At 36.9% G+C, this 22,854-nt stretch carries 23 protein-coding genes, 3 pseudogenes and 1 riboswitch; of the genes and pseudogenes, 22 read left to right on the plus strand and 4 right to left on the minus strand.

The features are described 5' to 3' along the window. Positions 1–82: 82 nt before the first annotated feature. Positions 83–271 carry a YqzE family protein gene (locus tag JMM81_RS01845; RefSeq protein ID WP_256239801.1) on the plus strand — a complete coding sequence of 63 codons (189 nt, stop codon included), beginning with the start codon at positions 83–85 and terminating at the stop codon, positions 269–271. 155 nt (positions 272–426) lie between these two features. Here the strand turns inward: JMM81_RS01845 and JMM81_RS01850 are convergent, their stop codons facing one another. Continuing rightward, positions 427–1,215: a YqhG family protein gene (locus JMM81_RS01850; RefSeq protein WP_256239802.1), complete on the minus strand. Its 789-nt coding sequence runs from the start codon at positions 1,213–1,215 to the stop codon at positions 427–429. Then, positions 1,193–2,881, minus strand: a complete 1,689-nt coding sequence (locus JMM81_RS01855; RefSeq protein ID WP_256239803.1) for a DEAD/DEAH box helicase — start codon at positions 2,879–2,881, stop codon at positions 1,193–1,195. The genes JMM81_RS01850 and JMM81_RS01855 overlap by 23 nt, the downstream gene beginning before the upstream one ends. 171 nt (positions 2,882–3,052) lie before the next feature. Beyond that, positions 3,053–3,143, plus strand: a riboswitch (glycine riboswitch). 276 nt (positions 3,144–3,419) lie between these two features. On the opposite strand from JMM81_RS01855, the gene gcvT reads away from it, so the two are divergent. Genes gcvT through gcvPB form a run of 3 tightly spaced genes read left to right on the plus strand, consistent with a single transcriptional unit; the run spans position 3,420 to position 7,364 of the window. Continuing rightward, positions 3,420–4,523: a glycine cleavage system aminomethyltransferase GcvT gene (gene gcvT / locus JMM81_RS01860; RefSeq protein WP_256239804.1), complete on the plus strand. Its 1,104-nt coding sequence runs from the start codon at positions 3,420–3,422 to the stop codon at positions 4,521–4,523. A gap of 20 nt (positions 4,524–4,543) precedes the next feature. Further along, positions 4,544–5,890 carry an aminomethyl-transferring glycine dehydrogenase subunit GcvPA gene (gene gcvPA, locus JMM81_RS01865; RefSeq protein ID WP_256239805.1) on the plus strand — a complete coding sequence of 449 codons (1,347 nt, stop codon included), beginning with the start codon at positions 4,544–4,546 and terminating at the stop codon, positions 5,888–5,890. Further along, positions 5,883–7,364, plus strand: a complete 1,482-nt coding sequence (gcvPB, locus tag JMM81_RS01870) for an aminomethyl-transferring glycine dehydrogenase subunit GcvPB (protein WP_256239806.1) — start codon at positions 5,883–5,885, stop codon at positions 7,362–7,364. The genes gcvPA and gcvPB overlap by 8 nt, the downstream gene beginning before the upstream one ends. Positions 7,365–7,518: 154 nt before the next feature. On the opposite strand, the gene JMM81_RS01875 is transcribed toward gcvPB, so the two are convergent. Then, the gene (locus JMM81_RS01875) at positions 7,519–7,902 is read right to left on the minus strand and encodes a rhodanese-like domain-containing protein (RefSeq protein WP_256239807.1); all 384 of its coding nucleotides are present in this window, start codon (positions 7,900–7,902) and stop codon (positions 7,519–7,521) included. A gap of 170 nt (positions 7,903–8,072) precedes the next feature. Between JMM81_RS01875 and JMM81_RS01880 the strand changes: the two genes are divergently transcribed. From JMM81_RS01880 to JMM81_RS01905, 6 genes and pseudogenes are all read left to right on the plus strand, one after another. Beyond that, a complete protein-coding gene (locus JMM81_RS01880) occupies positions 8,073–8,909 on the plus strand; it encodes a lipoate--protein ligase family protein (protein WP_256239808.1) in 837 nt (278 codons plus the stop codon). Positions 8,910–9,274: 365 nt separating this feature from the next. Continuing rightward, positions 9,275–10,069, plus strand: a pseudogene (locus JMM81_RS01885) (ribonucleotide reductase N-terminal alpha domain-containing protein); the annotation flags it as partial. A gap of 126 nt (positions 10,070–10,195) precedes the next feature. Then, positions 10,196–10,381 (plus strand): hypothetical protein, encoded by a 186-nt coding sequence (locus tag JMM81_RS01890; RefSeq protein WP_256239809.1) that lies wholly within the window; start codon positions 10,196–10,198, stop codon positions 10,379–10,381. A gap of 3 nt (positions 10,382–10,384) precedes the next feature. After that, positions 10,385–11,029: pseudogene (locus JMM81_RS01895) on the plus strand (vitamin B12-dependent ribonucleotide reductase); the annotation flags it as partial. 260 nt (positions 11,030–11,289) lie between these two features. Further along, a pseudogene (locus JMM81_RS01900) lies at positions 11,290–12,411 on the plus strand (vitamin B12-dependent ribonucleotide reductase); the annotation flags it as partial. 132 nt (positions 12,412–12,543) lie between these two features. Continuing rightward, positions 12,544–13,437: a patatin-like phospholipase family protein gene (locus JMM81_RS01905; protein ID WP_256239810.1), complete on the plus strand. Its 894-nt coding sequence runs from the start codon at positions 12,544–12,546 to the stop codon at positions 13,435–13,437. Positions 13,438–13,473: 36 nt separating this feature from the next. Here the strand turns inward: JMM81_RS01905 and JMM81_RS01910 are convergent, their stop codons facing one another. Continuing rightward, complete coding sequence (locus JMM81_RS01910) at positions 13,474–13,869, minus strand: SA1362 family protein (RefSeq protein ID WP_309143468.1); 396 nt, start codon at positions 13,867–13,869, stop codon at positions 13,474–13,476. A gap of 401 nt (positions 13,870–14,270) precedes the next feature. Here JMM81_RS01910 and JMM81_RS01915 point away from each other — a divergent pair, with 401 nt between their 5' ends. The 12 genes from JMM81_RS01915 to accB all read left to right on the plus strand — a co-directional run bounded on the left by JMM81_RS01915 (position 14,271) and on the right by accB (position 22,843). Then, positions 14,271–14,786 (plus strand): YqhR family membrane protein, encoded by a 516-nt coding sequence (locus JMM81_RS01915; protein WP_256239812.1) that lies wholly within the window; start codon positions 14,271–14,273, stop codon positions 14,784–14,786. 131 nt (positions 14,787–14,917) lie between these two features. Further along, the gene (locus JMM81_RS01920) at positions 14,918–15,979 is read left to right on the plus strand and encodes a M24 family metallopeptidase (RefSeq protein WP_256239813.1); all 1,062 of its coding nucleotides are present in this window, start codon (positions 14,918–14,920) and stop codon (positions 15,977–15,979) included. 23 nt (positions 15,980–16,002) lie between these two features. Then, positions 16,003–16,560 carry an elongation factor P gene (gene efp, locus JMM81_RS01925; protein ID WP_256239814.1) on the plus strand — a complete coding sequence of 186 codons (558 nt, stop codon included), beginning with the start codon at positions 16,003–16,005 and terminating at the stop codon, positions 16,558–16,560. 223 nt (positions 16,561–16,783) lie between these two features. After that, on the plus strand, positions 16,784–17,707 hold the full coding sequence (spoIIIAA, locus tag JMM81_RS01930) for a stage III sporulation protein AA (RefSeq protein ID WP_256239815.1): 924 nt from the start codon (positions 16,784–16,786) through the stop codon (positions 17,705–17,707). Next, on the plus strand, positions 17,708–18,223 hold the full coding sequence (spoIIIAB, locus tag JMM81_RS01935; RefSeq protein WP_256239816.1) for a stage III sporulation protein SpoIIIAB: 516 nt from the start codon (positions 17,708–17,710) through the stop codon (positions 18,221–18,223). Between the two features lie 18 nt (positions 18,224–18,241). Then, positions 18,242–18,448 carry a stage III sporulation protein AC gene (spoIIIAC, locus tag JMM81_RS01940; protein WP_009794945.1) on the plus strand — a complete coding sequence of 69 codons (207 nt, stop codon included), beginning with the start codon at positions 18,242–18,244 and terminating at the stop codon, positions 18,446–18,448. 14 nt (positions 18,449–18,462) lie between these two features. Then, a complete protein-coding gene (spoIIIAD, locus tag JMM81_RS01945) occupies positions 18,463–18,852 on the plus strand; it encodes a stage III sporulation protein AD (RefSeq protein ID WP_256240293.1) in 390 nt (129 codons plus the stop codon). Positions 18,853–18,981: 129 nt separating this feature from the next. Continuing rightward, positions 18,982–20,181 carry a stage III sporulation protein AE gene (gene spoIIIAE, locus JMM81_RS01950; protein ID WP_256239817.1) on the plus strand — a complete coding sequence of 400 codons (1,200 nt, stop codon included), beginning with the start codon at positions 18,982–18,984 and terminating at the stop codon, positions 20,179–20,181. A 10-nt stretch (positions 20,182–20,191) separates the two neighbouring features. Then, entirely contained in the window at positions 20,192–20,818 is a 627-nt protein-coding gene (gene spoIIIAF, locus JMM81_RS01955) for a stage III sporulation protein AF (RefSeq protein WP_256239818.1), read from the plus strand. Beyond that, positions 20,815–21,480: a stage III sporulation protein AG gene (gene spoIIIAG / locus JMM81_RS01960; RefSeq protein WP_256239819.1), complete on the plus strand. Its 666-nt coding sequence runs from the start codon at positions 20,815–20,817 to the stop codon at positions 21,478–21,480. The genes spoIIIAF and spoIIIAG overlap by 4 nt, the downstream gene beginning before the upstream one ends. Then, positions 21,481–22,044 (plus strand): SpoIIIAH-like family protein, encoded by a 564-nt coding sequence (locus JMM81_RS01965; RefSeq protein ID WP_256239820.1) that lies wholly within the window; start codon positions 21,481–21,483, stop codon positions 22,042–22,044. 298 nt (positions 22,045–22,342) lie between these two features. After that, positions 22,343–22,843: an acetyl-CoA carboxylase biotin carboxyl carrier protein gene (accB, locus tag JMM81_RS01970; RefSeq protein WP_256239821.1), complete on the plus strand. Its 501-nt coding sequence runs from the start codon at positions 22,343–22,345 to the stop codon at positions 22,841–22,843. Positions 22,844–22,854 lie beyond the last annotated feature (11 nt).

A 22,854-nucleotide genomic window follows, 5' to 3' on the forward strand; every position in this document is an offset into this window, starting at 1 on the left:
GATTTAGTATGGTTTGAAAAACGAGTGATCAGGACATACTTACTCTTAGAAGAATTGTTTTTTTCTGAGAGAAGGTGTTTGGATGAAGACAAATGATTATGTAAAATATATAACGCAGACGGTTGTTCAATATATTGACCAACCGAAAGAAGAACGTAAAAAGGTTCGACAAGAAAAGAAAGATACCAAAGCTACTTTTCTGTACAGATGGTTTGGGATTATCCCGTATGTGCTGATGTTGAAAATGAGGGAGAAAAAAGGACATAAATAGGGGCTATCCCATAAGGTGTCTGACATCCACAAAATTGCATTTATCTAGAATCATGTTCAATCTATTGATACTAGATAGTGTATTGTGGTGTCTGACACCTTTGCTTTTGGAACAGGCCCTACTTTATTATGGAATGAAATAACGGTTTGATCTATTTAATTACGCAGATAAAATAAACCACCATTAATAATAGAAATGTTAATTTTTGGTTCATATTGATCTTTTAATGCTTCTTTCTCGACTTCATAACTTTCACTTTTTTCATCACTGTCACGATAAAAGTGCTCAAGTAAATTCAAATCTTTACTCCATCTCTTTCTAGCCTCATCTGCCCATGTATGATCTTCCTTTTCAATTTTGGTTTTTAAATAATTTTCAATTCGTAATAAGCCACTTTTAGGCATAATTAAAGGTGAAAGTGTAAATGAATAGTCCGGTATTTTTGGAGTTAAGTCCAGTTCTAATAGTTGATCATGAAAGTGTTCAACCATTTGTCCGTTAATTAATTGTAGACCAACTGAACGAAATACATCTTTCTTTCGATCACATTGATACGATATTTTGACATTCATGCCGAGCCATGGTTTTAACGGGATATGTTGCTCTTGACTGAGAGTATCCGAATTTTCATATAAACGAATAAAGCTTGCTAGTTTTTTAGTTGATTGAAAAATTTGATGAAGGCGAGGTGATCCAAAGTGTATGGATTCACCTGTTATATTGTCCGGGGTTCGACCTGGATCGGAAATAAGGGTAAGGCTCATTGGATTTGGTACTCCCCCAGTTTTTTCAAGATAATGCCAGTAAAAAGGACGATTCATTAACTCTTTATCTAGGTCAATCGTTAATTGCACGTTCATATAACCTGCTTGATTTTCCATGATTTCACAGTTGTTGGATAGAAAATAACGCTCTAAAAATTTATGAATTTCCTGTTGCTGCATGTTGACTTTCACCTCCTATTTCTTCAGCAAATTGAATCATTGACGTAAGGTTGTCCATTTTAATTTTCATTTCTCCTTCAGAGGATGAATAATTAAATATATCAATTAAATGATCTTCTACATTCCCAAATTCTAATTTCATTAAAATGTCGTCAAGTTCTCCAATTACCTTTTCAAACAAGTTGATTTTTTCATATAACAACTTCAACACATGTTCCTCTACTGTCCCTTTTATCGCGAAGTTATAAATATGAACATCCTTTTCTTGGCCAAGGCGATGGATTCTTCCAATTCTCTGCTCAAGTCTCATCGGGTTCCATGGAAGATCAAAATTTATAATATGATGACAAAACTGTAGGTTGATTCCTTGTCCACCTGCCTCAGTTGCAATTAAAACTTTGGCGTTATTTTTGAATAGTTCTCTCATCCAATCCTTTTTTCCTCTTTTAAAACCACCTCGAAATGGGACGGAGGTTATACCATGTTGTTTGAGGAACCATTGTAAGTACATCTGGGTTGCTCGGTATTCAGTAAAAATAATCACTTTGTCATCGATTTGTTTGATTAACTCCAGTGCCTTCTCCGCTTTCGAATTGGATTGTACAGCCTCCAATTTGGATATCAATTGTTGAATCTGTTGTTGATAAGCCTGAGAAGGACTTTCTTCCTTTTGTAGCATATTTTTTAACGTGTAATATACTGCTTCCCTACTACTACAGGCTTCTCTTTGTAAGGTTATCATTGAAAATTTCCTTTTATTGACTATGTCACCTTTACTACCGAGTGCGCATATAGATTTATAAAGTTCTTGTTCCTTTTGAGAAAATTCAATTGGGATGGTTTGAACCATTCGTTTTGTCCACTCGATCCCAGTGTCTGCACGGCGATTTCGGATCATGACTTTGTTGACAAGTTCTTTTAAGTGCTCATCATCCTCTAATGAACGAGAATCTTTTTTATATTTGTTATAAAAGTCTGTTTCATTACCAAGATGCCCAGGTTTTAATAAGGATACGAGATTAAAAATTTCACTAATCCGATTTTGAATAGGTGTAGCAGTTAAGAGCAGGCAAAACTTCTTTTTTAAATTTTGTACGAATTCATAATTCTTCGTTTTACTATTTTTTAATTTATGTGCTTCATCAATGATGATTAAATCATAGTCCTGATTATATATGATTTCCCGATGTGGGGAACGTTTAGCGGTATCGATGGAGGAAATCACCACATCACATTGTTCCCACATATAACTTTTTCGTTGGGCAACAGCAGGAATATAGAATTTACTATTTAATTCAGTTGCCCATTGTGTAACAAGGGAAGCGGGAACTAAGATAAGTACTTTTTTGACGAGACCACGTATCATATATTCTTTGAGAATTAATCCTGCCTCAATTGTTTTTCCAAGACCGACTTCATCTGCTAAGATTGCTTTTCCATTCATATTTTCGACGACTTGTTTAGCGACCTCTAGTTGATGCGGAAGTGGCGTAATATGAGATAAATGGTTAGGTGCAAGCAACCCCTCAAACTCGGGAATGGCGGTGTGCTTTTCTACTTCAATAGCTAACTTATATAATTCCCAATTTCCCCAAGGTCCATCATGATTCATTCGGGAGATTAATTCATCTTGCCATGAACTATCAAACTCAATTTGCACCGTCATTTTAAACACTCCTCAAAATGATATTACTGAAATTTATTCGACAATGATATTGCTGAAATTTATTCGACATGGTAGGATAAAATAGAATATAGAAAGTTTAGGAATTTTCCACTCTACTATAAATTTTTAATATGATTAGTATGACCGAATTTTAAAATTATATGAAAGCGAATGATAATAAGAGGAGAGACTACATACTGTAGCGCCGAAGGAGCAAACATGAATGTGTGAATCTCTCAGGCAAAAGAACTCTTGTTTGACGCAGCTCTGGAGAGTGCTTGCTTTTTAAAGCCGCCAAAGAGGAAAGCCTTTATAAAGGTAAACTTTCAGGTATCAGGACAGAGACCCCCTATAACTTAAGGGATGGTCTCTGTCCTTTTTGTCGTATTTTATTAAGAAAAATAATAGTTAAAACAAGATAAGCTGAAGTATCTTTTATGAATCTAACAAAGATATGGCAACCTGATACAATATCAAGTTAGTTTAGTATGACGTAACAAAGTATATTGCGATTTAATTAAAGGGGGATTTGAAGAAGATGACTGATTTAAAACGGACACCACTGTTTGATGTATACAAGGAGCATGGTGCGAAAACAATAGATTTTGGTGGTTGGGATCTACCTGTCCAGTTTTCAAGTATTAAGGAAGAACATACAGCGGTTCGAACAAAAGCTGGATTATTTGATGTTTCTCATATGGGAGAAATCACTGTTAAAGGAACTGGAAGCTTAGATTATTTACAAAAAATGATGACAAATGATATTGGTAAATTGGAAAATGGAGCTGCCATCTACACCGCAATGTGTTATGAAAATGGTGGTACCGTGGATGATTTACTCATTTATAAATTAGAAAATTATGATTATTTACTTATTGTTAATGCTTCTAATATTGAGAAGGACTATAAGTGGCTACTTGATCATTCTGAAGGTGATGTCCAGCTTGAAAACATTTCAGGTCAGGTCGGACAGCTTGCTTTGCAAGGACCACTTGCTGAAAAGGTTCTTGCAAAATTAGTATCGGGGACTCAGCTATCTAATATAGGCTCTTTTCAGTTTCAAAAAGGTGTAGCCATTAGCGGGAAGAAAACTCTCATTTCTCGTACTGGATACACAGGTGAAGATGGTTTTGAAATTTATTGTGATCAAAAGGATACAATTGATCTCTGGAAAGCTATTTTAGATGCTGGTAAAGAATATGGAGTCGTCCCGTGTGGATTAGGAGCACGTGATACACTACGTTTTGAAGCCACTCTTGCTCTATATGGTCAAGAGTTAACGGCAGACATCAGCCCGCTTGAAGCTAAAATTGGATTCGCTGTTAAGTTAGATAAAGAAGCTGATTTTATTGGGAAAGTTGCTTTAAAAGAACAAAAGGAAAATGGTTTATCACGTAAAATTATGGGGATTGAAATGATTGATAGAGGGATTCCCCGTCATGGTTATCCTGTTTTTGTTGGTGAAGAACAGATTGGGTTTGTGACTACAGGTACCCAGTCTCCTACTTTACAGAAAAATGTGGGTCTTGCCTTAATGAATGTTGAGCATGCTACGATCGATCATGAGGTGCAAGTGGGGATTCGTGGAAAACGTTTAAAAGCAAAAGTAGTAAAAACACCTTTTTATAAAAGAACGAAGTAATGGAAGGGGAGGAAAAGATAATGAAGCATCGCTATTTACCTATGACAGAAACAGATAAACAAGCTATGTTAGAAACCATTGGTGCAGCTTCTGTTGATGAGTTGTTCAGTGATATTCCTGAGCAGGTGAGATTTAAGGGAGAGTATAATATTAAGAAAGCAAAGTCTGAATCAGCTCTATTAAAAGAGTTAACACAATTAGCAGGAAAAAATGCTGATTTGCGTTCTAATACATCATTTTTAGGTGCAGGAGTTTATGACCACTATATCCCTGTTATTGTAGATCATGTTATTTCTCGTTCAGAATTTTATACAGCTTATACACCCTATCAGCCAGAAATTTCTCAAGGGGAATTGCAGGCAATATTTGAATTTCAAACGATGATTTGTGAGTTAACGGGTATGGATGTAGCGAACTCTTCTATGTATGATGGGGGAACGGCATTAGCTGAAGCTGCTGTGCTTAGTGCAGGTTACACTCGTCGTAAGAAAATATTGGTTTCAAGTGCTGTACACCCCGAGTCAAGGGAAGTCTTAAACACTTATGCAAAAGGACAGCGACTTGAAGTTGTTGAAATTCCATACAGTAATGGAATTACGGATGTTGCTGCCCTGCATGAGTTAATGGATCAAGATGTAGCAGCTGTTATTGTTCAATATCCTAACTTTTTTGGAGGAATTGAGCCGTTAAAAGAAATAGAGGAAATGGCTCATGCTGAGAAATCATTATTTGTTGTTTCTAGCAACCCTCTAGCTCTAGGTGTGCTTACACCTCCAGGTCAATTTGGTGCAGATATCGTTATTGGTGATGCCCAACCATTTGGAATTCCAACAGCGTTTGGTGGCCCCCACTGTGGTTATTTTGCTGTTACAAATAAACTAATGAGAAAAGTACCTGGTCGTCTAGTGGGGCAAACAGTAGATGAAGAGGGACGTCGCGGTTTCGTATTAACTTTACAAGCACGTGAACAGCATATTCGTCGTGATAAAGCGACATCTAATATTTGTTCCAATCAGGCTCTTAATGCTATAGCTGCTTCCGTTTCTATGACAGCACTTGGTAAAAAAGGTGTTAAGGAAATGGCGATTGCAAACATACAAAAGGCAAATTATGCGAAAAAAGCTCTCAAGGAAAATGGAATTGAAGTTGTATTTGAGGGTGCAGTATTTAATGAATTTGTCGTGAAATTAGCTAAACCTATTAAAGAAATCAATCAACAATTGTTATTGAAAAATATCATTGGTGGCTATGACTTGGGGCGTGATTACCCAGAACTAGCAAACCATATGCTGATTGCGGTAACAGAATTAAGAACGAAGGAAGAAATTGATACTTTTGTGAAAGGATTGGGGGATTACCATGTATAAACAAGATCAATCGCTAATTTTTGAAGAGAGTACAGCTGGTCGAATTGGATATAGTCTTCCCGAATTTGATATTCCAGAAGTTGATTTACACGAACTCATTCCAGAAGGATATATTCGTGAAGAAGAGGCGGATCTTCCTGAAGTATCTGAGCTTGATATTATGCGTCATTACACGGCGTTATCGAATAGAAACCATGGTCTTGATACTGGTTTTTATCCATTAGGATCATGTACGATGAAATATAATCCAAAGATTAATGAGTCGGTTGCTCGTATGAACGGCTTTGCTCATCTACATCCATTGCAAGATGAGTCTTCCGTTCAAGGTGCACTTGAGCTCATGTATGATCTTCAGGAGCATCTTGTTGAGATTACGGGGATGGATGAAGTAACTCTTCAGTCCGCTGCCGGTGCACACGGGGAATGGACTGGATTGATGATGATTCGTGCTTACCATGAGGAGAATGGTGATTTTCATCGGACAAAGGTGATTGTTCCGGATTCAGCTCATGGAACAAACCCTGCTTCCGCTGTAGTGGCTGGCTTTGAAACGGTAACCGTTAAATCGAATGAGCACGGGCTTGTTGATCTTGACGATTTAAGAAGGGTTGTTGGCGAAGATACGGCAGCCTTGATGCTTACAAATCCTAATACACTTGGTTTATTTGAAGAAAATATTCTTGAAATGGCTGAGATTGTCCATGGGGCAGGCGGAAAACTATACTATGATGGTGCTAATTTAAATGCAGTTATGTCGAAGGCACGTCCTGGGGATATGGGATTTGATGTTGTACATTTGAATCTTCATAAAACATTTACAGGCCCACATGGCGGTGGTGGACCAGGTTCAGGTCCTGTTGGAGTAAAGGCTGATCTTATTTCATATTTACCAAAGCCAGTTGTTGCAAAAGTAGATGATCAATTTGTACTTGACTATGATCGTCCACAATCAATCGGACGGGTGAAACCTTATTATGGCAACTTTGGAATTAATGTACGTGCTTATACGTATATTCGTTCAATGGGACCTGATGGTTTGAAGGCAGTTACAGAATACGCTGTATTAAACGCAAATTATATGATGAGAAGCTTGGCTCCGTTCTATGAGCTTCCGTTTGATAGACATTGTAAACACGAGTTTGTTCTAAGTGGAAAACGCCAGAAGAAACTGGGTGTTCGTACGCTTGATATTGCAAAACGGCTACTGGACTTTGGTTACCATCCGCCAACCATCTATTTCCCGCTTAACGTTGAGGAATGTATTATGATGGAACCAACTGAGACAGAATCAAAAGAAACACTTGATGGCTTTATTGATGCGATGATTCAAATTGCAAAAGAAGCAGAAGAAAATCCAGAAATCGTTCAGGAAGCACCACATACTACGGTTATTAGTCGATTAGATGAAACATTGGCAGCGCGTAAGCCAGTTTTACGCTATCAAAAAGAAAAAAGTGACTTTGTAACGATTTAAATGAAAAAGGCTGGGCTCAATCATGAGCCAGCCTTTTTTAAAGGATAAGAATATATGTGATTTCTAGACTTCAATTACTGTCTAGATCTAACACCTAGCCTCTAGAGGTCACAAGACGATCTTGAGACTGATCAAGGTGCTTACACTGTTCTAATTACTTTTTTGCTTTTATTTTTCCGGTCCATTTTTTAAAGCCACCTTGTAGATGTGAAAGGTCTTTATACCCTTTTCGATATAATAATTGAGCAGCACGACCGCTTCTCGTTCCACTTTGGCAGTACAAATAAACGGGCTTGTCCGGACGTAATTCCTTTAATCGCATTTTCATTTGTGAAAGCGGGATATTTCTAGCACCTAAAATATGGCCATTATCAAATTCATTTGGTTCACGTACATCGATAAGTTGTGCTTTTCGGTACCCTTCACGAAACTGTTCTTCAGTCAAGGTCTTTACAACTTTCCGTTGATAAAGCCATGTGAATAAAGCATAAATGATAATCCCTGCAATCAAAATTAAAAGGATATATAGTGTATCCAAAATGTTTTCTCCTTTCGCACTTAACTTAAGCCAACTTATATTATATAGGTCATTCATTATTATAGTAAAGGAGATAACGAAAAAAACTTTATGATCGCACGCTCTTTGTTTTTTAGATTTATTTTGTTAGAATTAAAAGGTTGAAATAATGAAAGGTTGGAGTCCTGAATATGGAGAAAGAAACATGGAGATTTATTGATACAGATAATGGATCTGCATCTTTTAATATGGCGCTAGACGAGGCATTACTTGAATGGAATAGCCAAGGTCAAATCCCCCCAGTGATCCGTTTTTATGGTTGGAACCCAGCAACTCTTTCTATTGGGTATTTTCAAAAAGTTGAAAAAGAAATAAATTTGGCAACAGTAAAAGAGCAAGGACTTGGTTTTGTCCGTCGTCCTACAGGGGGAAGGGCAGTTCTGCATGAGCATGAGCTCACCTATAGTGTCATTGTGTCAGAAGAACATTCAAAGATGCCTAAAACGGTGACAGAAGCTTATCGTGTGATTTCCGAAGGGATTCTAAAAGGATTTCATAATCTTGGATTAGATGCTTATTTTTCTGTTCCGACAACAGATGAAGATCGTGCATCATTAAAGAGTCCTCAATCAGCTGTATGTTTTGATGCTTCAAGTTGGTATGAGCTTGTCGTTGAAGGGCGAAAAGTCGCTGGAAGTGCACAAACGAGACAAAAGGGAGTTATTCTTCAACACGGATCGATATTGCTTGACTTGGATGAGAACAAGCTTTTTAGTTTGTTTAAGTTTCCTAATGACCGTGTAAAGGACCGTATGCGCAAATCATTTACAAGTAAAGCAGTGGCGATCAATGATATTAGTCTACGAACGATCTCGATAGATGAGGCAAAGCAAGCTTTTAAAACAGGATTTGAAGAAGGTTTAGATATTCATCTTGAGCCCTATCAATTAACAGAAGCGGAAATGAATTACGTTAATAAAATTGCTAAGGATCGTTATGAAAATGACGCTTGGAATTTTATGAGATAAAGAGGGACTAGCATTTATGCTTGTCCCTCTTAATAGGTGAAAGATAAGAATTCATTTTACTCTTTTCACCTGTATGAAGTGCAAGTCTTGAATTAAAGCGAAATCTATCATTTTCAGGAGAAAATCAGATATAAACTCTAGTATTCTCTCATTTTTATTTTCTTTTGCGTTTGACAAATTTATGAAAAGTTGAAACTGATTCAATATATAGTGTTGTTTTATTTTTTTATAACACTATATATTGAATCTGGTTATTTTATATGATATTTTAAGAGTACTTTGAATGAAACAAAGTCTAACTAGAGATTCAATGATTTCTAAACGAACTAGAACTAGCATCGAAACTATTTGAAGGAGTTGTATATATGTCTGTTGTGTTTGGACAAAAAATGAACTTGGATTGGGAACGATTAAACAAAGACATTGGCCTTTTTCCTCAGGTTCACCCTATTACCCCAGATATGAAAACTACACACAAAGGTGTCTCTCGTCTCGTTATGCTTGATCGTTATACGTTCAAGGATACTGAGAAAATTACCTTAACAGCAGGAGACTTTGTTGTCCTTACTATTAAAGAAGACCCTAAATTTCCAGCTCGCGGACTTGGATTTATTCTCGAGATTGATTGGGAAAAGAAACTCGCAAAGGTTTTGGTGGATGAAGAATTCAGGGGAGCGCTTGATGATCCTGGAGAAGCAAAAACGGGAGTGATTGAGCGTCCGTTAGATGTTATCGAAAAGCCACTTGAAGTTTATTATGAGCAGATCGCTAAACGTAATGCAACAGGGCTAGCATCTGTAGAAAAAACGGTAGAAAAACGACAAGAATGGTTCGAAAAGTTTTATCAAGAGCTAGTCAATTTAAACTTTATTCCAGCAGGTCGAGTATTGTATGGTGCAGGTGCTGGTACAGATGTTACGTATTTTAACTGCTATGTAATGCCTTTTGTTCAAGATTCCCGAGAAGGAATTTCGGAACACCGTAAAAAGGTAATGGAGATTATGAGCCGTGGTGGTGGTGTTGGAACAAACGGATCAACACTTAGACCACGCAACACGCTTGCAAAAGGCGTAAACGGCAAATCATCTGGTTCCGTATCATGGCTAGACGACATTGCCAAATTAACGCATCTAGTTGAACAAGGTGGGTCGAGACGTGGTAAATCAGCTTGAGTGCCTCGTCTATAAATAAACCTCGTGAATTGCTGGAAACCCCTAAAGCCAACTGTGCTACAACGTAACTGGAAACAGTAAGCGTGAATGCTTGAAAAATAGTTGGATGAAACAATGGGAGATCAGCAGCCAAGCACCGTTTGGGTGAAGGTTCAACGACCATCGAAAACACACTATAAAGTGGAAGTGAGTAGAGTAGGGGCCAAGTGGCTTCCAAGTGCGAGGATATCCATTATGGATATAAGATATGGTCTGAACGTCTATGGTGACATAGAGAGTTGGAGTAACGAACCAGCGTAACAATTGGCTCAGATGATTATGTTGTCAGACTGGCATCCAGATATTATTGAATTTATTATCTCGAAAATGCAAAATCCACGCATACTGCGTTTCTTAATTGAAAGTACGCAAGATGAAAAAATTAAGAAATTGGCTAAGGACAAGCTAAAATTCACTCCTTTAACAGAACAAGAAAAAGCGATGTACCAAGGAATCATCAATTACAAGAATATTCCAGGGTATGGCGGTTTTAGCGATAAAATTATTGAGCACGCAGAAGAAACGTTAGAAACAGGTGGAACTTTCTCTGTTCATAATTCTGAATTCCTAACAGGAGCTAATATTTCTGTTTGTTTAACGAAGGATTTCATGGAAGCTGTTGAAAAAGACGCTGATTATGAACTGCGTTTCCCTGATGTAGAAAGCTATGATGCTAAAGGGATGAAAATTTATAATGAAGAATGGCATGAAGTAGGAGACGTTCGCGAGTGGGAGAAGCTTGGCTATAAAATACGTACCTACAAGAAAATCAAAGCGAAAGAGCTTTGGAATTTAATCAATATTTGTGCCACTTATTCAGCAGAGCCAGGTATTTTCTTCATCGATAATGCAAACGAAATGACAAATGCAACAGCATACGGTCAAAAAGTCGTTGCAACAAATCCGTGTGGTAGAGTGGCTTAGTTTGCCTCACGTAAAAAACTGCGGAATGAAGCGGGAACCCTGAGAGTGGGAATCCGAACCGAAGGCTAATTGTAAAAGGTTAGTCAGGGGCAGAGCATAGGTTGGTGAAACTGCTGTTACAAGCAGAATATAATCCACCCACGAGGCCGCAGCATTGTGTTTAAACACAATGAAAAGATATGCCGAACTTACAGAAAGTGAACTGTAAGAACTAGAGGATAAAAAGCCTTTAGGATAACAAATTGGAACAACCTCTTGCACCATTTTCTGTTTGTAACTTAGCTGCAGTTAATTTAGCGGAAATGGCTGACAAAGAAACGAAAAAAGTCGACTTTGAAAAGCTGAAAAGAACGGTTGAAGTAGGCGTTCGCATGCAAGATAATGTCATCGATGCAACACCCTACTTCCTAGAAGAAAATAAAAAGCAGGCACTTGGTGAACGTCGTGTAGGTCTAGGTGTCATGGGAATGCATGATCTCCTTATTTACTGCGAAACAGAATATGGTTCTGAAGCAGGAAACAAACTGGTTGATGAAGTATTTGAAGCCATTGCGACAACAGCCTACCGTACGTCTGTTGAACTCGCTACAGAAAAAGGTAGTTTCCCATTCTTAACAGGTGAAACAGTTGAGGAAACAAATCGTCTTCGCCAAGCATTTATTGAAACAGGCTATATGAAAAAAATGCCTGAAGATATTCGAGAATCCATTCTTAAACATGGAATTCGTAATTCACACCTACTTACCGTTGCACCAACAGGATCCACTGGGACGATGGTCGGGGTCTCAACAGGTCTCGAACCTTATTTTTCCTTTTCTTATTACAGAAGTGGAAGATTAGGTAAATTTATTGAAGTCAAAGCAGATATTGTCCAAGAATATTTAGAGCAGCATCCTGAAGTAGATCAAGATAATCTTCCAAACTGGTTTATTACAGCGATGGAATTAGAGCCAGAAGCACATGCTGACACTCAATGTGTCATTCAACGCTGGATTGATAGTTCGATTAGTAAGACCGTTAACGCTCCTAAAGGCTACAGTGTAGAACAAGTAGAAAACGTTTATGAACGTCTATACAAAGGAGGAGCAAAAGGTGGGACTGTTTATGTGGATGGTTCCCGTGATGCACAGGTTCTTACGTTAAAAGCAGAAGAAAATAGCTCTGACGATACACATACACATAAAAAAGACAAACCGAAGCAGCACGTGGTTTTACTTGATACCATCAATGCTCTTCGCTCGACATCTGTCACAATTGGATCAGAAGTTGGCGATACTTGTCCAGTTTGTCGTAAAGGAACAGTTGAAGAAATGGGTGGTTGCAATACTTGTACAAACTGTAACGCCCAATTAAAATGCGGACTGTAATAGAAAGTCACTAAACTTGAAGGACAGAAATTAATTTTCTGTCCTTTTTCTTTTTTTGATTGTCCACCGTACTATTTTCATCTTCTGTTGATTAAAGATGTATCAAGGAATACATCAATGGGAGTGGCTGCTATGAAAATTGACGGTGTATTTTCAGGTGGGGGAATTAAAGGGATTGCTTTAATTGGGGCTTTTGAAGAACTAGAAAATCAAGGCTTTGAATTTGAGCGTGTCGCGGGTACAAGTGCTGGAGCCATCATTGCCGCTTTAATTGCCGCTAAATATACAAGTAAAGAGATTTATCAATTGCTTGATGAACTTGACTTAGAAATGCTGTTAGATGAACGAAAAACATTTCTTCCATTTACTATAACGAAATGGTTCTTTTTGTATTGGCGACTTGGTTTATATAAAGGAAATGAGCTAGAAAACTGGATTACTGATAAATTAGCCAAAAAAGGAATACGAACGTTTGCCGATCTACCACCAAAACAATTAAGGTTTATTGCTTCTGATATTACAAATGGTCGTTTAGTTGTCTTGCCAGATGATTTAATTCAATACGGAATTGATCCCTCATCTTTTTCTGTTGCAAGAGCTATTCGAATGAGTTGTAGCCTTCCTTATTTCTTTGAACCAGTACGATTAAGAGTTGATCGTCATACAAGTCTAATTGTAGATGGGGCTGTCTTAAGTAATTTTCCAATGTGGCTTTTTAATGCAGATAATATCAAAAGAGTAAGGCCTATTATTGGGGTGAAATTAAGTCATGATCAAGAGGAACTCCCACAAAATAAGATTGGTAATGCGATTCAATTGTTTGGAGCATTATTTGAAACGATGAAGGATGCTCATGATGGACGATATATATCAAGAAAACATGAAAAAGATGTGATGTTCATTCCTTCAACTGGAGTATTAACAACAGAATTTACATTAACCGAAGAAAAGAAACAACTCCTTATGCAACAGGGCAGAGATAGTGCAAAAAAGTTTTTAACCACATGGAACTTGATTAAGATGTAATGGGTAATTATCTATATACAACAAAAAAACCAGGTCTCAAAAAAATGAGGCCCGGTTTTTCTTTTTCCCTTTTTTTCCTTCAATTACAGTTAGTTGAGGATTGGATTGATTTTTATTTGCCCTCAATTTTTTAATAGAAGTTAAATTGTTTTGTTTGTTCTTTCGAATTGGCTGATTAGATTCTTTCTGATTATGTCTTTTGAGTGATCTTTTTGCAGCTTTAACAAAGGCTCGTTGCTCACGTTTTGCTGGGCTTGGTTGAGTAAAGCGCCTTACCAGAAAGAAAATAACGGCACTGAACACGAGCATGACAGCGATTCCTTGGAAAAAACCGGCTGGATTTGAAAATAATTGTGAAAACAAACCAATCACCGCAAGGATCATAATTCCGCCAATAATGTAATACAAAATCCGATTTTTCAAGAAAGCCACCTCCCTATGAGCATGATGAGCAATTTTTATTGTTTTTAAACTTCGTTTAAAAATATTTAACAATGAAATACAAAAATATGCAATTTTTCCTAAAATATTTTGTTTCTATACTAAGAATATTCGGAATAAATAACAGAAAATCCTTTAAAAAAGTAAAATTTTATTATAAAAGAGGAGGGTGTATGAAATCCTAAATAAAGGGTAGGGAAGGCTAATATCAATATATTTTTATCTCCCTATATAATATATTCTACTCCAAAAAGGATGAAATCTCTACAATCTTGTTGTTTTTTTCTATTCTTTTTCCATTTATTCAATCTTATGGTTGAAGGGTATGATTTTATTCCAAATGATGCAAAGATTATAAGATATGGGACATAATAGAAATGGAGGTGTTATCAATGTCTGAAGATAACCAGCAAAATGGAGAATTGAAGGAAAAGCCAATGTCGTTTATGACCCTTGTTGTGTTGACAGGCTTAATTATTGGTATTGTTTTAAGCGGTTTAGCCTATCTTGCATACATATTTAACCTCACATCTATTTCGCCTCGTGTCATCTTAGAACCTTGGGCACTAGGGGACTGGAAAAAAGGGTGGCTAGGGACCATTATTTCTATTATCATGATTGGAGTTTTTTCTATTGTTGCAGCAGTTATTTATTATGCAACACTAAGAAAATTCAACAGTATGTGGGTTGGAATTGCTTATGGACTTGTTCTTTTTCTACTGGTTTTCTTTGTATTAAATCCAATTTTTCCAGGGATTAAACCGTTTATAGAAATGAATTTGGATACGCTTATAACCTCGGTATGTTTCTATGTTATATATGGTTTATTTGTCGGTTATACGATCTCCTATGAGGAAAATGAGATTTGTAATCGTCAAAGCAATGGGAAGGATACACAATCAACATAAGCCTTATCATATTGTGAATGAGTTTCCTTATGGTAAAATGTTTATTGTTAGAAATAATAATCAAAAACGTATAAAAAGGCTATTAAATAGCCTTTTTATACGTTTTTGGTTACGGTAAAGGAGAGGAACACTTGGAAAAATTAGAAAAAATCCGTGTAGCCTTAGAAGATCAGGGATTGGATGCGATTTTAATCACAAGTGCTTATAATCGTCGTTATGTATCCAACTTCACTGGAAGCGCTGGTGTTGTGCTGATCAGTCGTGATAAAGCATTATTTATCACAGACTTTCGCTATGTTGAACAAGCGTCAAAACAATGTACAGGTTTTGAAGTTATTCAGCAGAAAGAAACGATTCCTGACGAAATTGCGAAACTAGCTCTTGCACATGGTATTCATAAGATTGGTTTCGAACAAGATTATGTGACATTTTCAACCTATAAAGTATATGAATCAGTTATTCAGGCTGAATTGGTCCCTATTTCAGGTATAATTGAAAAATTTCGCTTGATTAAGACAGAATCAGAGATTAAGATATTAAAGGAAGCAGCTGAGATTGCGGATGATGCATTTAACCATATTTTACAATTTATTGACCTAGGAGTATCTGAGCTTGATGTCTCGAATGAATTGGAGTTCTTTATGAGAAAAGTAGGAGCTACTTCATCCTCTTTTGATACAATTGTTGCTTCTGGTCATCGTTCTGCTCTTCCCCATGGTGTCGCAACAGATAAAGTGATTGAAAAAGGCGATTTTGTTACTCTAGATTTCGGTGCTTATTATCATGGCTACGTCTCAGATATTACTCGTACGATAGCTGTTGGGGAGCCTGATGAAAAGCTAAAAGAAATTTATGAGATTGTTTATGAGGCACAAAAACATGGTGTTACTAGTATTAAACCAGGGATGAGTGGGAAAGAAGCAGATGCTTTGACAAGAGACTATATTACTGAAAAAGGGTATGGCGAATATTTTGGGCATTCGACTGGACATGGAATTGGTTTAGAAGTACATGAAGGTCCTAATCTTTCTCTAAAATCGGATATCGTTCTCGAACCAGGTATGGTGGTAACCGTTGAACCAGGTATTTATATCCCTGGACTTGGTGGTGTACGGATTGAAGATGATACCTTAATCACAAATAAAGGTAACGAAACTTTAACAAATTCAACAAAAGAACTCATTATTCTATAAATGACTTTAGGAGGATTACTTATATGATTTCAGTTAACGATTTTAAAACAGGCTTAACAATTGAAGTGGACGGTGGCTTGTGGCGTGTTATGGATTTCCAACATGTTAAACCAGGTAAAGGAGCGGCATTTGTTCGTTCAAAGCTTCGCAATTTACGTACAGGAGCAGTTCAAGAAAAAACCTTCCGTGCAGGAGAAAAGGTAGCAAAAGCACAAATTGACAATCGTAAAATGCAGTACTTATATGCGAACGGTGACCAACATGTATTTATGGATAATGAATCTTATGATCAAATTGAATTATCAGCAGATGCGATTGAATATGAATTGAAGTTTTTAAAAGAAAATATGGAAATCCATATTATGTTATTCCAAGGAGAATCACTTGGGATCGAGCTTCCAAATAGTGTTGAATTAGAAGTAACGGAAACAGAACCAGGTATTAAAGGAGATACTGCTTCTGGTGGTACGAAACCAGCAACAGTTGAAACAGGTCTTGTTGTACAAGTTCCATTCTTTGTTAATCAGGGAGATCGTTTGATCGTTAATACAACTGACGGAAGCTATGTGTCCAGAGCTTAAGTCAGTAGACTTGCTCTAGAAATATCATCTCATGTAAAAACAAAAAAATATGAATAACCAAAGCAATGGCCAGAAGGCTGTTGCTTTTTTGCATTTTCAAAAAACAAACTACCCTCGTATTCATTCACTCCCTTTTTAAAAATAAATCTAGGTCATAATGTGGCCAAGCAGGCATACATTTTAATGAACGATCATTCCTGAATAATGGAGGAGGAAAATCAAATTGGAAGTAGTCCTATCCTTTTTACCTAAAAGTATCTCTGATCAAATGAAGAAAATCCCTCCTACTGAACGAAAAAAAATAGAAGAGATTCGTGTACGTGTTCATCGACCTCTGGAGATTTCCATAAGAGGTAACGCGCATTTCCTATCCTATATAGTTCAACCAGAAGATGCGGTTCATTTACTAAATAAAATTAGCCAATTTTCCATATATGCGCTCGAAGAAGAACTGAAGCGTGGGTATATTACGATTGAAGGAGGCCATCGTGTAGGCTTGGCTGGTAAAGTAATCCTTGATGATGGAAAAGTAAAGGCCATACGGGATATTTCTTCCTTTAATATTCGAATTGCCAAAGAAAAAATTGGGATTGCGGATCCGCTTATTAACGATATATATGTAGGGAATTGGCTACATACGATGATTATTGGACCACCACAAACAGGAAAAACAACCTTATTGAGAGATATTGCTCGTATCATTTCAAGTGGAGGTGAGAAAGGACAATTTGAGGCTTCGAAAGTCGGAATCGTGGATGAACGATCAGAAATTGCGGGCTGTGTTGCTGGAATTCCTCAAATGTCTTTTGGGCCAAGAATCGATGTGTTGGATGCATGTCCAAAAGCAGAAGGCATGATGATGATGATTCGTTCTATGAGTCCAGATGTTCTCGTAGTGGATGAGATTGGTAGGCAAGAAGACAGCGAAGCCATTATGGAAGCTGTAAATGCTGGAATAAAGCTCATTATGACGACACATGGTCAATCATTAGATGAAATTAGGAAAAGACCTACCTTAAAGACAATCCTGAATGAACAAATTTTTCAACGTTTTATCATATTAAATAGAAGCCATGGGCCTGGAACCATTACTTGTGTAACAGATCATGCCGGCAGAGAGTTACATTCAAAAGTGAGAGTGACTTAAATGATCAAAATGATCGGAGCCATTTTGATTATATTCGCGACAACATGGGCAGGTTTCGAAGCAGCCAAACAATTAACTGAGCGGCCTCGTCAACTTCGCGTGTTAAAGACAGCGCTTCAATCATTAGAGGCAGAAATTATGTACGGTCATACACCTCTTCATGAGGCGGCTAGAAGGTTGGCAGCGCAACTACCTAGTCCATTAGATAATTTTTTTTCCCTATTTGCTAACAAACTAACCGAAACAGAAACGGTTGTCCGAGATGCATGGGAAGAGAGCTTGAAGGATGTGTGGGGAAAGACAGCACTAAAGAACAATGAATTTGAAATTATGAAACAATTTGGCGAAACGCTTGGTCGCCATGATCGAATATCTCAACAGAAACAGATTTTGCTTACGTTAACCCATCTAGAAAGGGAGGAAAGTGAAGCGCGTGAAAAGCAATTAAAATATGAAAAAATGGTGAAAAGTATAGGCTTCTTATCAGGGTTATTACTAACGATTTTATTAATGTAGTGGTGAGGGGGAAACAAGATGGGGTTAGAGGTAGATATTATTTTTAAAATTGCCGGGGTTGGGATTGTAGTTGCTTTTTTGCATACAATCCTTGATCAAGTTGGTAAAAAAGAATATGCCCAGTGGGTGACTTTATTTGGATTTATTTACATTTTATTCATGGTTGCATCCATCGTAGATGATCTTTTTCAAAAAATTAAATCGGTCTTTTTATTTCAAGGATAAAGGGGGGCTCTGCGATTGAAATTTTTCAAATAGTTGGAATCGCACTGGTTGCTACCTTCCTTGCTTTAATTTTAAAAGAACAGAAACCCAATTTTGCTTTTCTATTAATTATTTTTACTGGATGTGCCATCTTTTTATTTTTAGTCGATCAAATTTATGCCATTATCTCTATGATTGAAAAGATGGCCATCAGTGCAAACGTAAACCTTGTGTATGTAGAAACGATTTTAAAGATTATTGGTATTGCCTATATTGCTGAGTTTGCGGCTCAAATTTCGAAAGATGCTGGACAAGGGTCGATTGCTTCCAAAATAGAGTTAGGTGGGAAAATATTAATATTAGCAATGGCTATTCCGATATTAACCGTTTTGATTGAAACGATTATTCAGCTCATTCCCAATTAGTCAACCGTAATAAAATAAACATAACATTTCGAAAAATGCAGTATGTACAAGCATATGGACGCAGTGATTCTAGTCTGCGTGCCTTGTTGATTGAGTAGCTTACGCTTTTCAAATAAAGAGGTGAAAGATTTGAAACAAAAGTTGACGACTATTCTCCTAGTGTATATTGTCGCCTCCTTTCTCCTTATTCCAAGTGTACAAGCCTCACCACAAACTGGAAATCCAAGCGAGGATACCGTATTAGAAGATATGGTGGATTCCCAACTAGAATCATTAAATATGGATGAACTGAAAGTCTTTTGGGAGGACATTATGGATAAGTATGGTGGATTATTGCCTGAAAGCCAAAAAGGTAGCATATACGATTTTATCAGAGGAGAAAAAGAGTTTTCTTTGAAGGAATGGTTTTCAGGTGCTTTAAAATTTACCTTTCACGAAGTGATTGCTAATGGAAAGCTGCTAGGCTCCTTGGTTCTGCTAACTGTTTTTAGTATGTTTTTACAATCCTTACAAAATGCATTTGAAAATGGGGCCATTAGTAAAGTGGCTTATGCAGTCATTTTTATGGTACTTGTTATTATTGCTTTGAATAGTTTTCATGTAGCGATTTCATATGCCTTAGAAGCGATCAATACGATGACCAGCTTTATTATGGCTTTAATTCCATTATTGCTCGCTTTAATTGCTGCATCCGGGGGGCTTGTATCAGCTGCCTTTTTCCACCCCGTTATTCTGTTTTTAATGAATATTAGTGGGGTTTTCATCCAATATATCGTTTTGCCACTATTATTTTTAGCTGCTTTATTAAGCATTGTAAGTGTTATGAGTGATCAATATAAAGTAACTCAACTCGCTAATTTGCTACGAAATGGAAGCATTGCTCTTCTTGGTCTCTTTTTCACTATATTTCTTGGTGTGATTTCGGTTCAAGGAGCATCAGCAGCTATTACAGACGGCATTACGATACGTACAGCTAAGTTTCTAACAGGCAACTTTATTCCAGTTATTGGAAGGATGTTTACGGATGCAACGGATACGGTACTCAGTGCTTCCGTATTATTAAAAAACACCGTTGGGATTGCTGGCGTTGCCATATTGCTTATTATCGTTGCCTTTCCAGCGGTAAAAATACTAGTCATTGCCCTTATTTATAAGTTTGCAGCAGCTATTTTGCAGCCGTTAGGGGGCGGTCCCATTATCAAGTGTCTCGATATTATTGGGCAAAGTATTATTTATGTATTCGCAGCACTCTCCATTGTCTCTTTGATGTTTTTTTTAAGTATTACAGTCATTGTAGCGGCTGGAAATTTAACGGTTATGGTTAGGTAGGAGGTGCAAGATGGAATTTATTAAAGAATGGGTTACAAATATTATTTTATTTGTTCTATTTGCGACGATGGTTGACATGCTCCTTCCTAATTCTAAATTTCAAAAATACACAAAAATGGTCATAGGTCTATTATTAATTGCGATTATTTTAACACCCATATTTAAATTAGTCTCACAAGATTTTGAACAAACAGTGGCTGCTATTCCTAAATTACAAGGAAATAATGAATATCAAATGAAAAATTTAATAGAATTGCAGAAAAGTGAAATAGAAGCCTCACAAGATGCATATATTTTAAAACAAATGGCTGTCCAGCTGAAAGAGGACGCAGAGGAGGAGTTGATGGATCAATACGGTTTAGTCATTGCAGATATCGATTTATTAGTAGATAAAGATGATCAACGTCCCTTCCCGGAAAACTTACAAAAGGTAGTTATTCAATTAAAACAACCAAATGAAGAGACAGAAGCCGTAGAAGTTGTAAAGTCAATCGAAATTAATGCACAGGAACCTCTGACACCAAAAACGAAAACGGAAAATAACGATAAAATAGCACAACTCCTTTCACGAAAATGGAATGTAGATGCAGACGCAATTGAACTACAGATAGAAAGGGGGGACAAGACGACAGAATGAAACAAGATAAAGGACCTCTGTCATGGTTTAAAAAACAGTTTTTCAAAGAAGAACAGGGAGAAAGTAAAAAGGGAAAATATCCTTATTTAGTATTAGTTCTTTTATTTGGAACAGTGATTATGTTGATTAGTAATCTATTTATGAAGGAGGAAAAGTCTACGAATGTTTTACCGGCTTTTAGTAGCGGTGAAGACCAACAAGAAGAAGTTGAGACATTTGGACAAAAGGATAAGATCGAAAACAATGAGATAGATGCATATGAAAAGGCCTATGAAGCTCAATTAAAGGAGGCGCTTGATACCATTGTTGGAGTTAGTGATGTCACGGTTGTTGTGAATGTAGATGCAACGGAGAAACAAGTATTAGAAAAGAATAAAAGCACTCAAACTCAACTGACAGATGAAACAGATCGCGAAGGAGGAAAAAGAAAAGTAGAGGATCGTTCTTCTGATGAACAACTCGTCATTATTCAGAATGGAGAAAGGGAAGTTCCCATTGTCATTGAAACGAAAAAACCCGCTATTCGTGGTGTTCTTGTCGTCGCAAAAGGGGCTGATAATATTCAAGTGAAAAAATGGATTGTTGAAGCTGTCACAAGATCGCTAGATGTTCCAAGCCATCGAGTTTCAGTATTACCGAAAAAAACGAAGGGGGATTCATAGATGTTATTAAAAAAACAAACGGTATGGCTATTAACAATGTTAAGTTTGGTTGTTGTGTTATCTGTTTATTACCTTACATCTCCAGAGCAGCAACAGAATGAATTAGCTGGAGTTGAGGAGAAAGAGGAAACGGAGCAAATGGAAGAGAATACAGTAGAAGATCTAGTATCAAATGGTGCTGATGAAGATGCTCAAATCATTACGAATGCTGCAGGAGATGAGGCATTTGAAACACTTCGAATGCAGTTAGAAGATGAGCGTAGTCAAAAGAAAGAAGACTTAACGAAAACAATTGGATCCACTGAACTTCCAGTTGAAGAACGTAGTGAGGCAAAAGAACAAATGGATGAGTTAAATGAGATTGCTCAAAAAGAAGCATTACTCGAAACGTTAATTAAAGCGATGAATTATGAGGACGTATTAGTCCGTGCGGATGGGGAACAAGTGAATATTACTGTTAAAGCAGAAAAACAATCTACGGCTGAAGCAAATAAAATTATCCAAACGGTAAGAAGTGAAGTAGGGCCACTACATGCTGTAGTAGAATTTCAAATGGCTAAATAATAGCGAGTCCATCTAAGTAAGGGAGGAAAAGCATCAAGCTTTTTCTCTCTTATTTTCAATTTTTTATCTGTATATTAATCCATTTGCCAAAGAAATTTTCTCGCCTATGAGAAGAGGCAAAGATGTCCTCATCGACGCTAGTGTTGTACAATAGTATAGACAGTTGCTTCTATGTATAAAAAGAAAAGTAGTGTCGATGATGGTAGAGGATAGAACAAACGATTATTGTAATTATACAAGGTCTTATCGTATGATATTATTATCTGGTATAAATTTGAGTGCAGGAGGCTTTAAAACGATGTTAAAGGTGCAAGAAATTAGAGAATTAATAAAACTCATTGATCATTCAACTATTGATGAATTTACTTTTGAACATGATGGTTCTAAAATAAAAATGAAAAAGAATCCAGTTGGAATGGTTCATGTTGAACAGTCTGTCAAACAACCAGCTGTAAAAGAGTTTCAAAAATCAAAGGTTACTGAGCAACCTACCCCACAAGCAGTGGCAACGGAAGCTGTAAGTGAACCGGAAAAAACAGTAGTAGTAGAAGAATCTAATCTACATAAAATTACTTCTCCAATGGTCGGAACGTTTTATGAATCTTCCTCTCCTGATACGGATGCTTATGTAAAAGTAGGATCAAAAGTAAAGAAGGATTCGATTGTATGTATTGTTGAAGCCATGAAACTATTTAATGAAATTGAAGCAGAAGTGGATGGCGAAATTGTAGAAGTGCTTGTAAAAAATGGAGAGTTGGTCGAATTTGGTCAACCTTTGTTTCTAGTTAAGCCTGAATAAGGAGTTGCTTT

The organism is Bacillus sp. V3B (assembly GCF_024494465.1).
Taxonomy (GTDB): domain Bacteria; phylum Bacillota; class Bacilli; order Bacillales; family Cytobacillaceae; genus Bacillus_BD.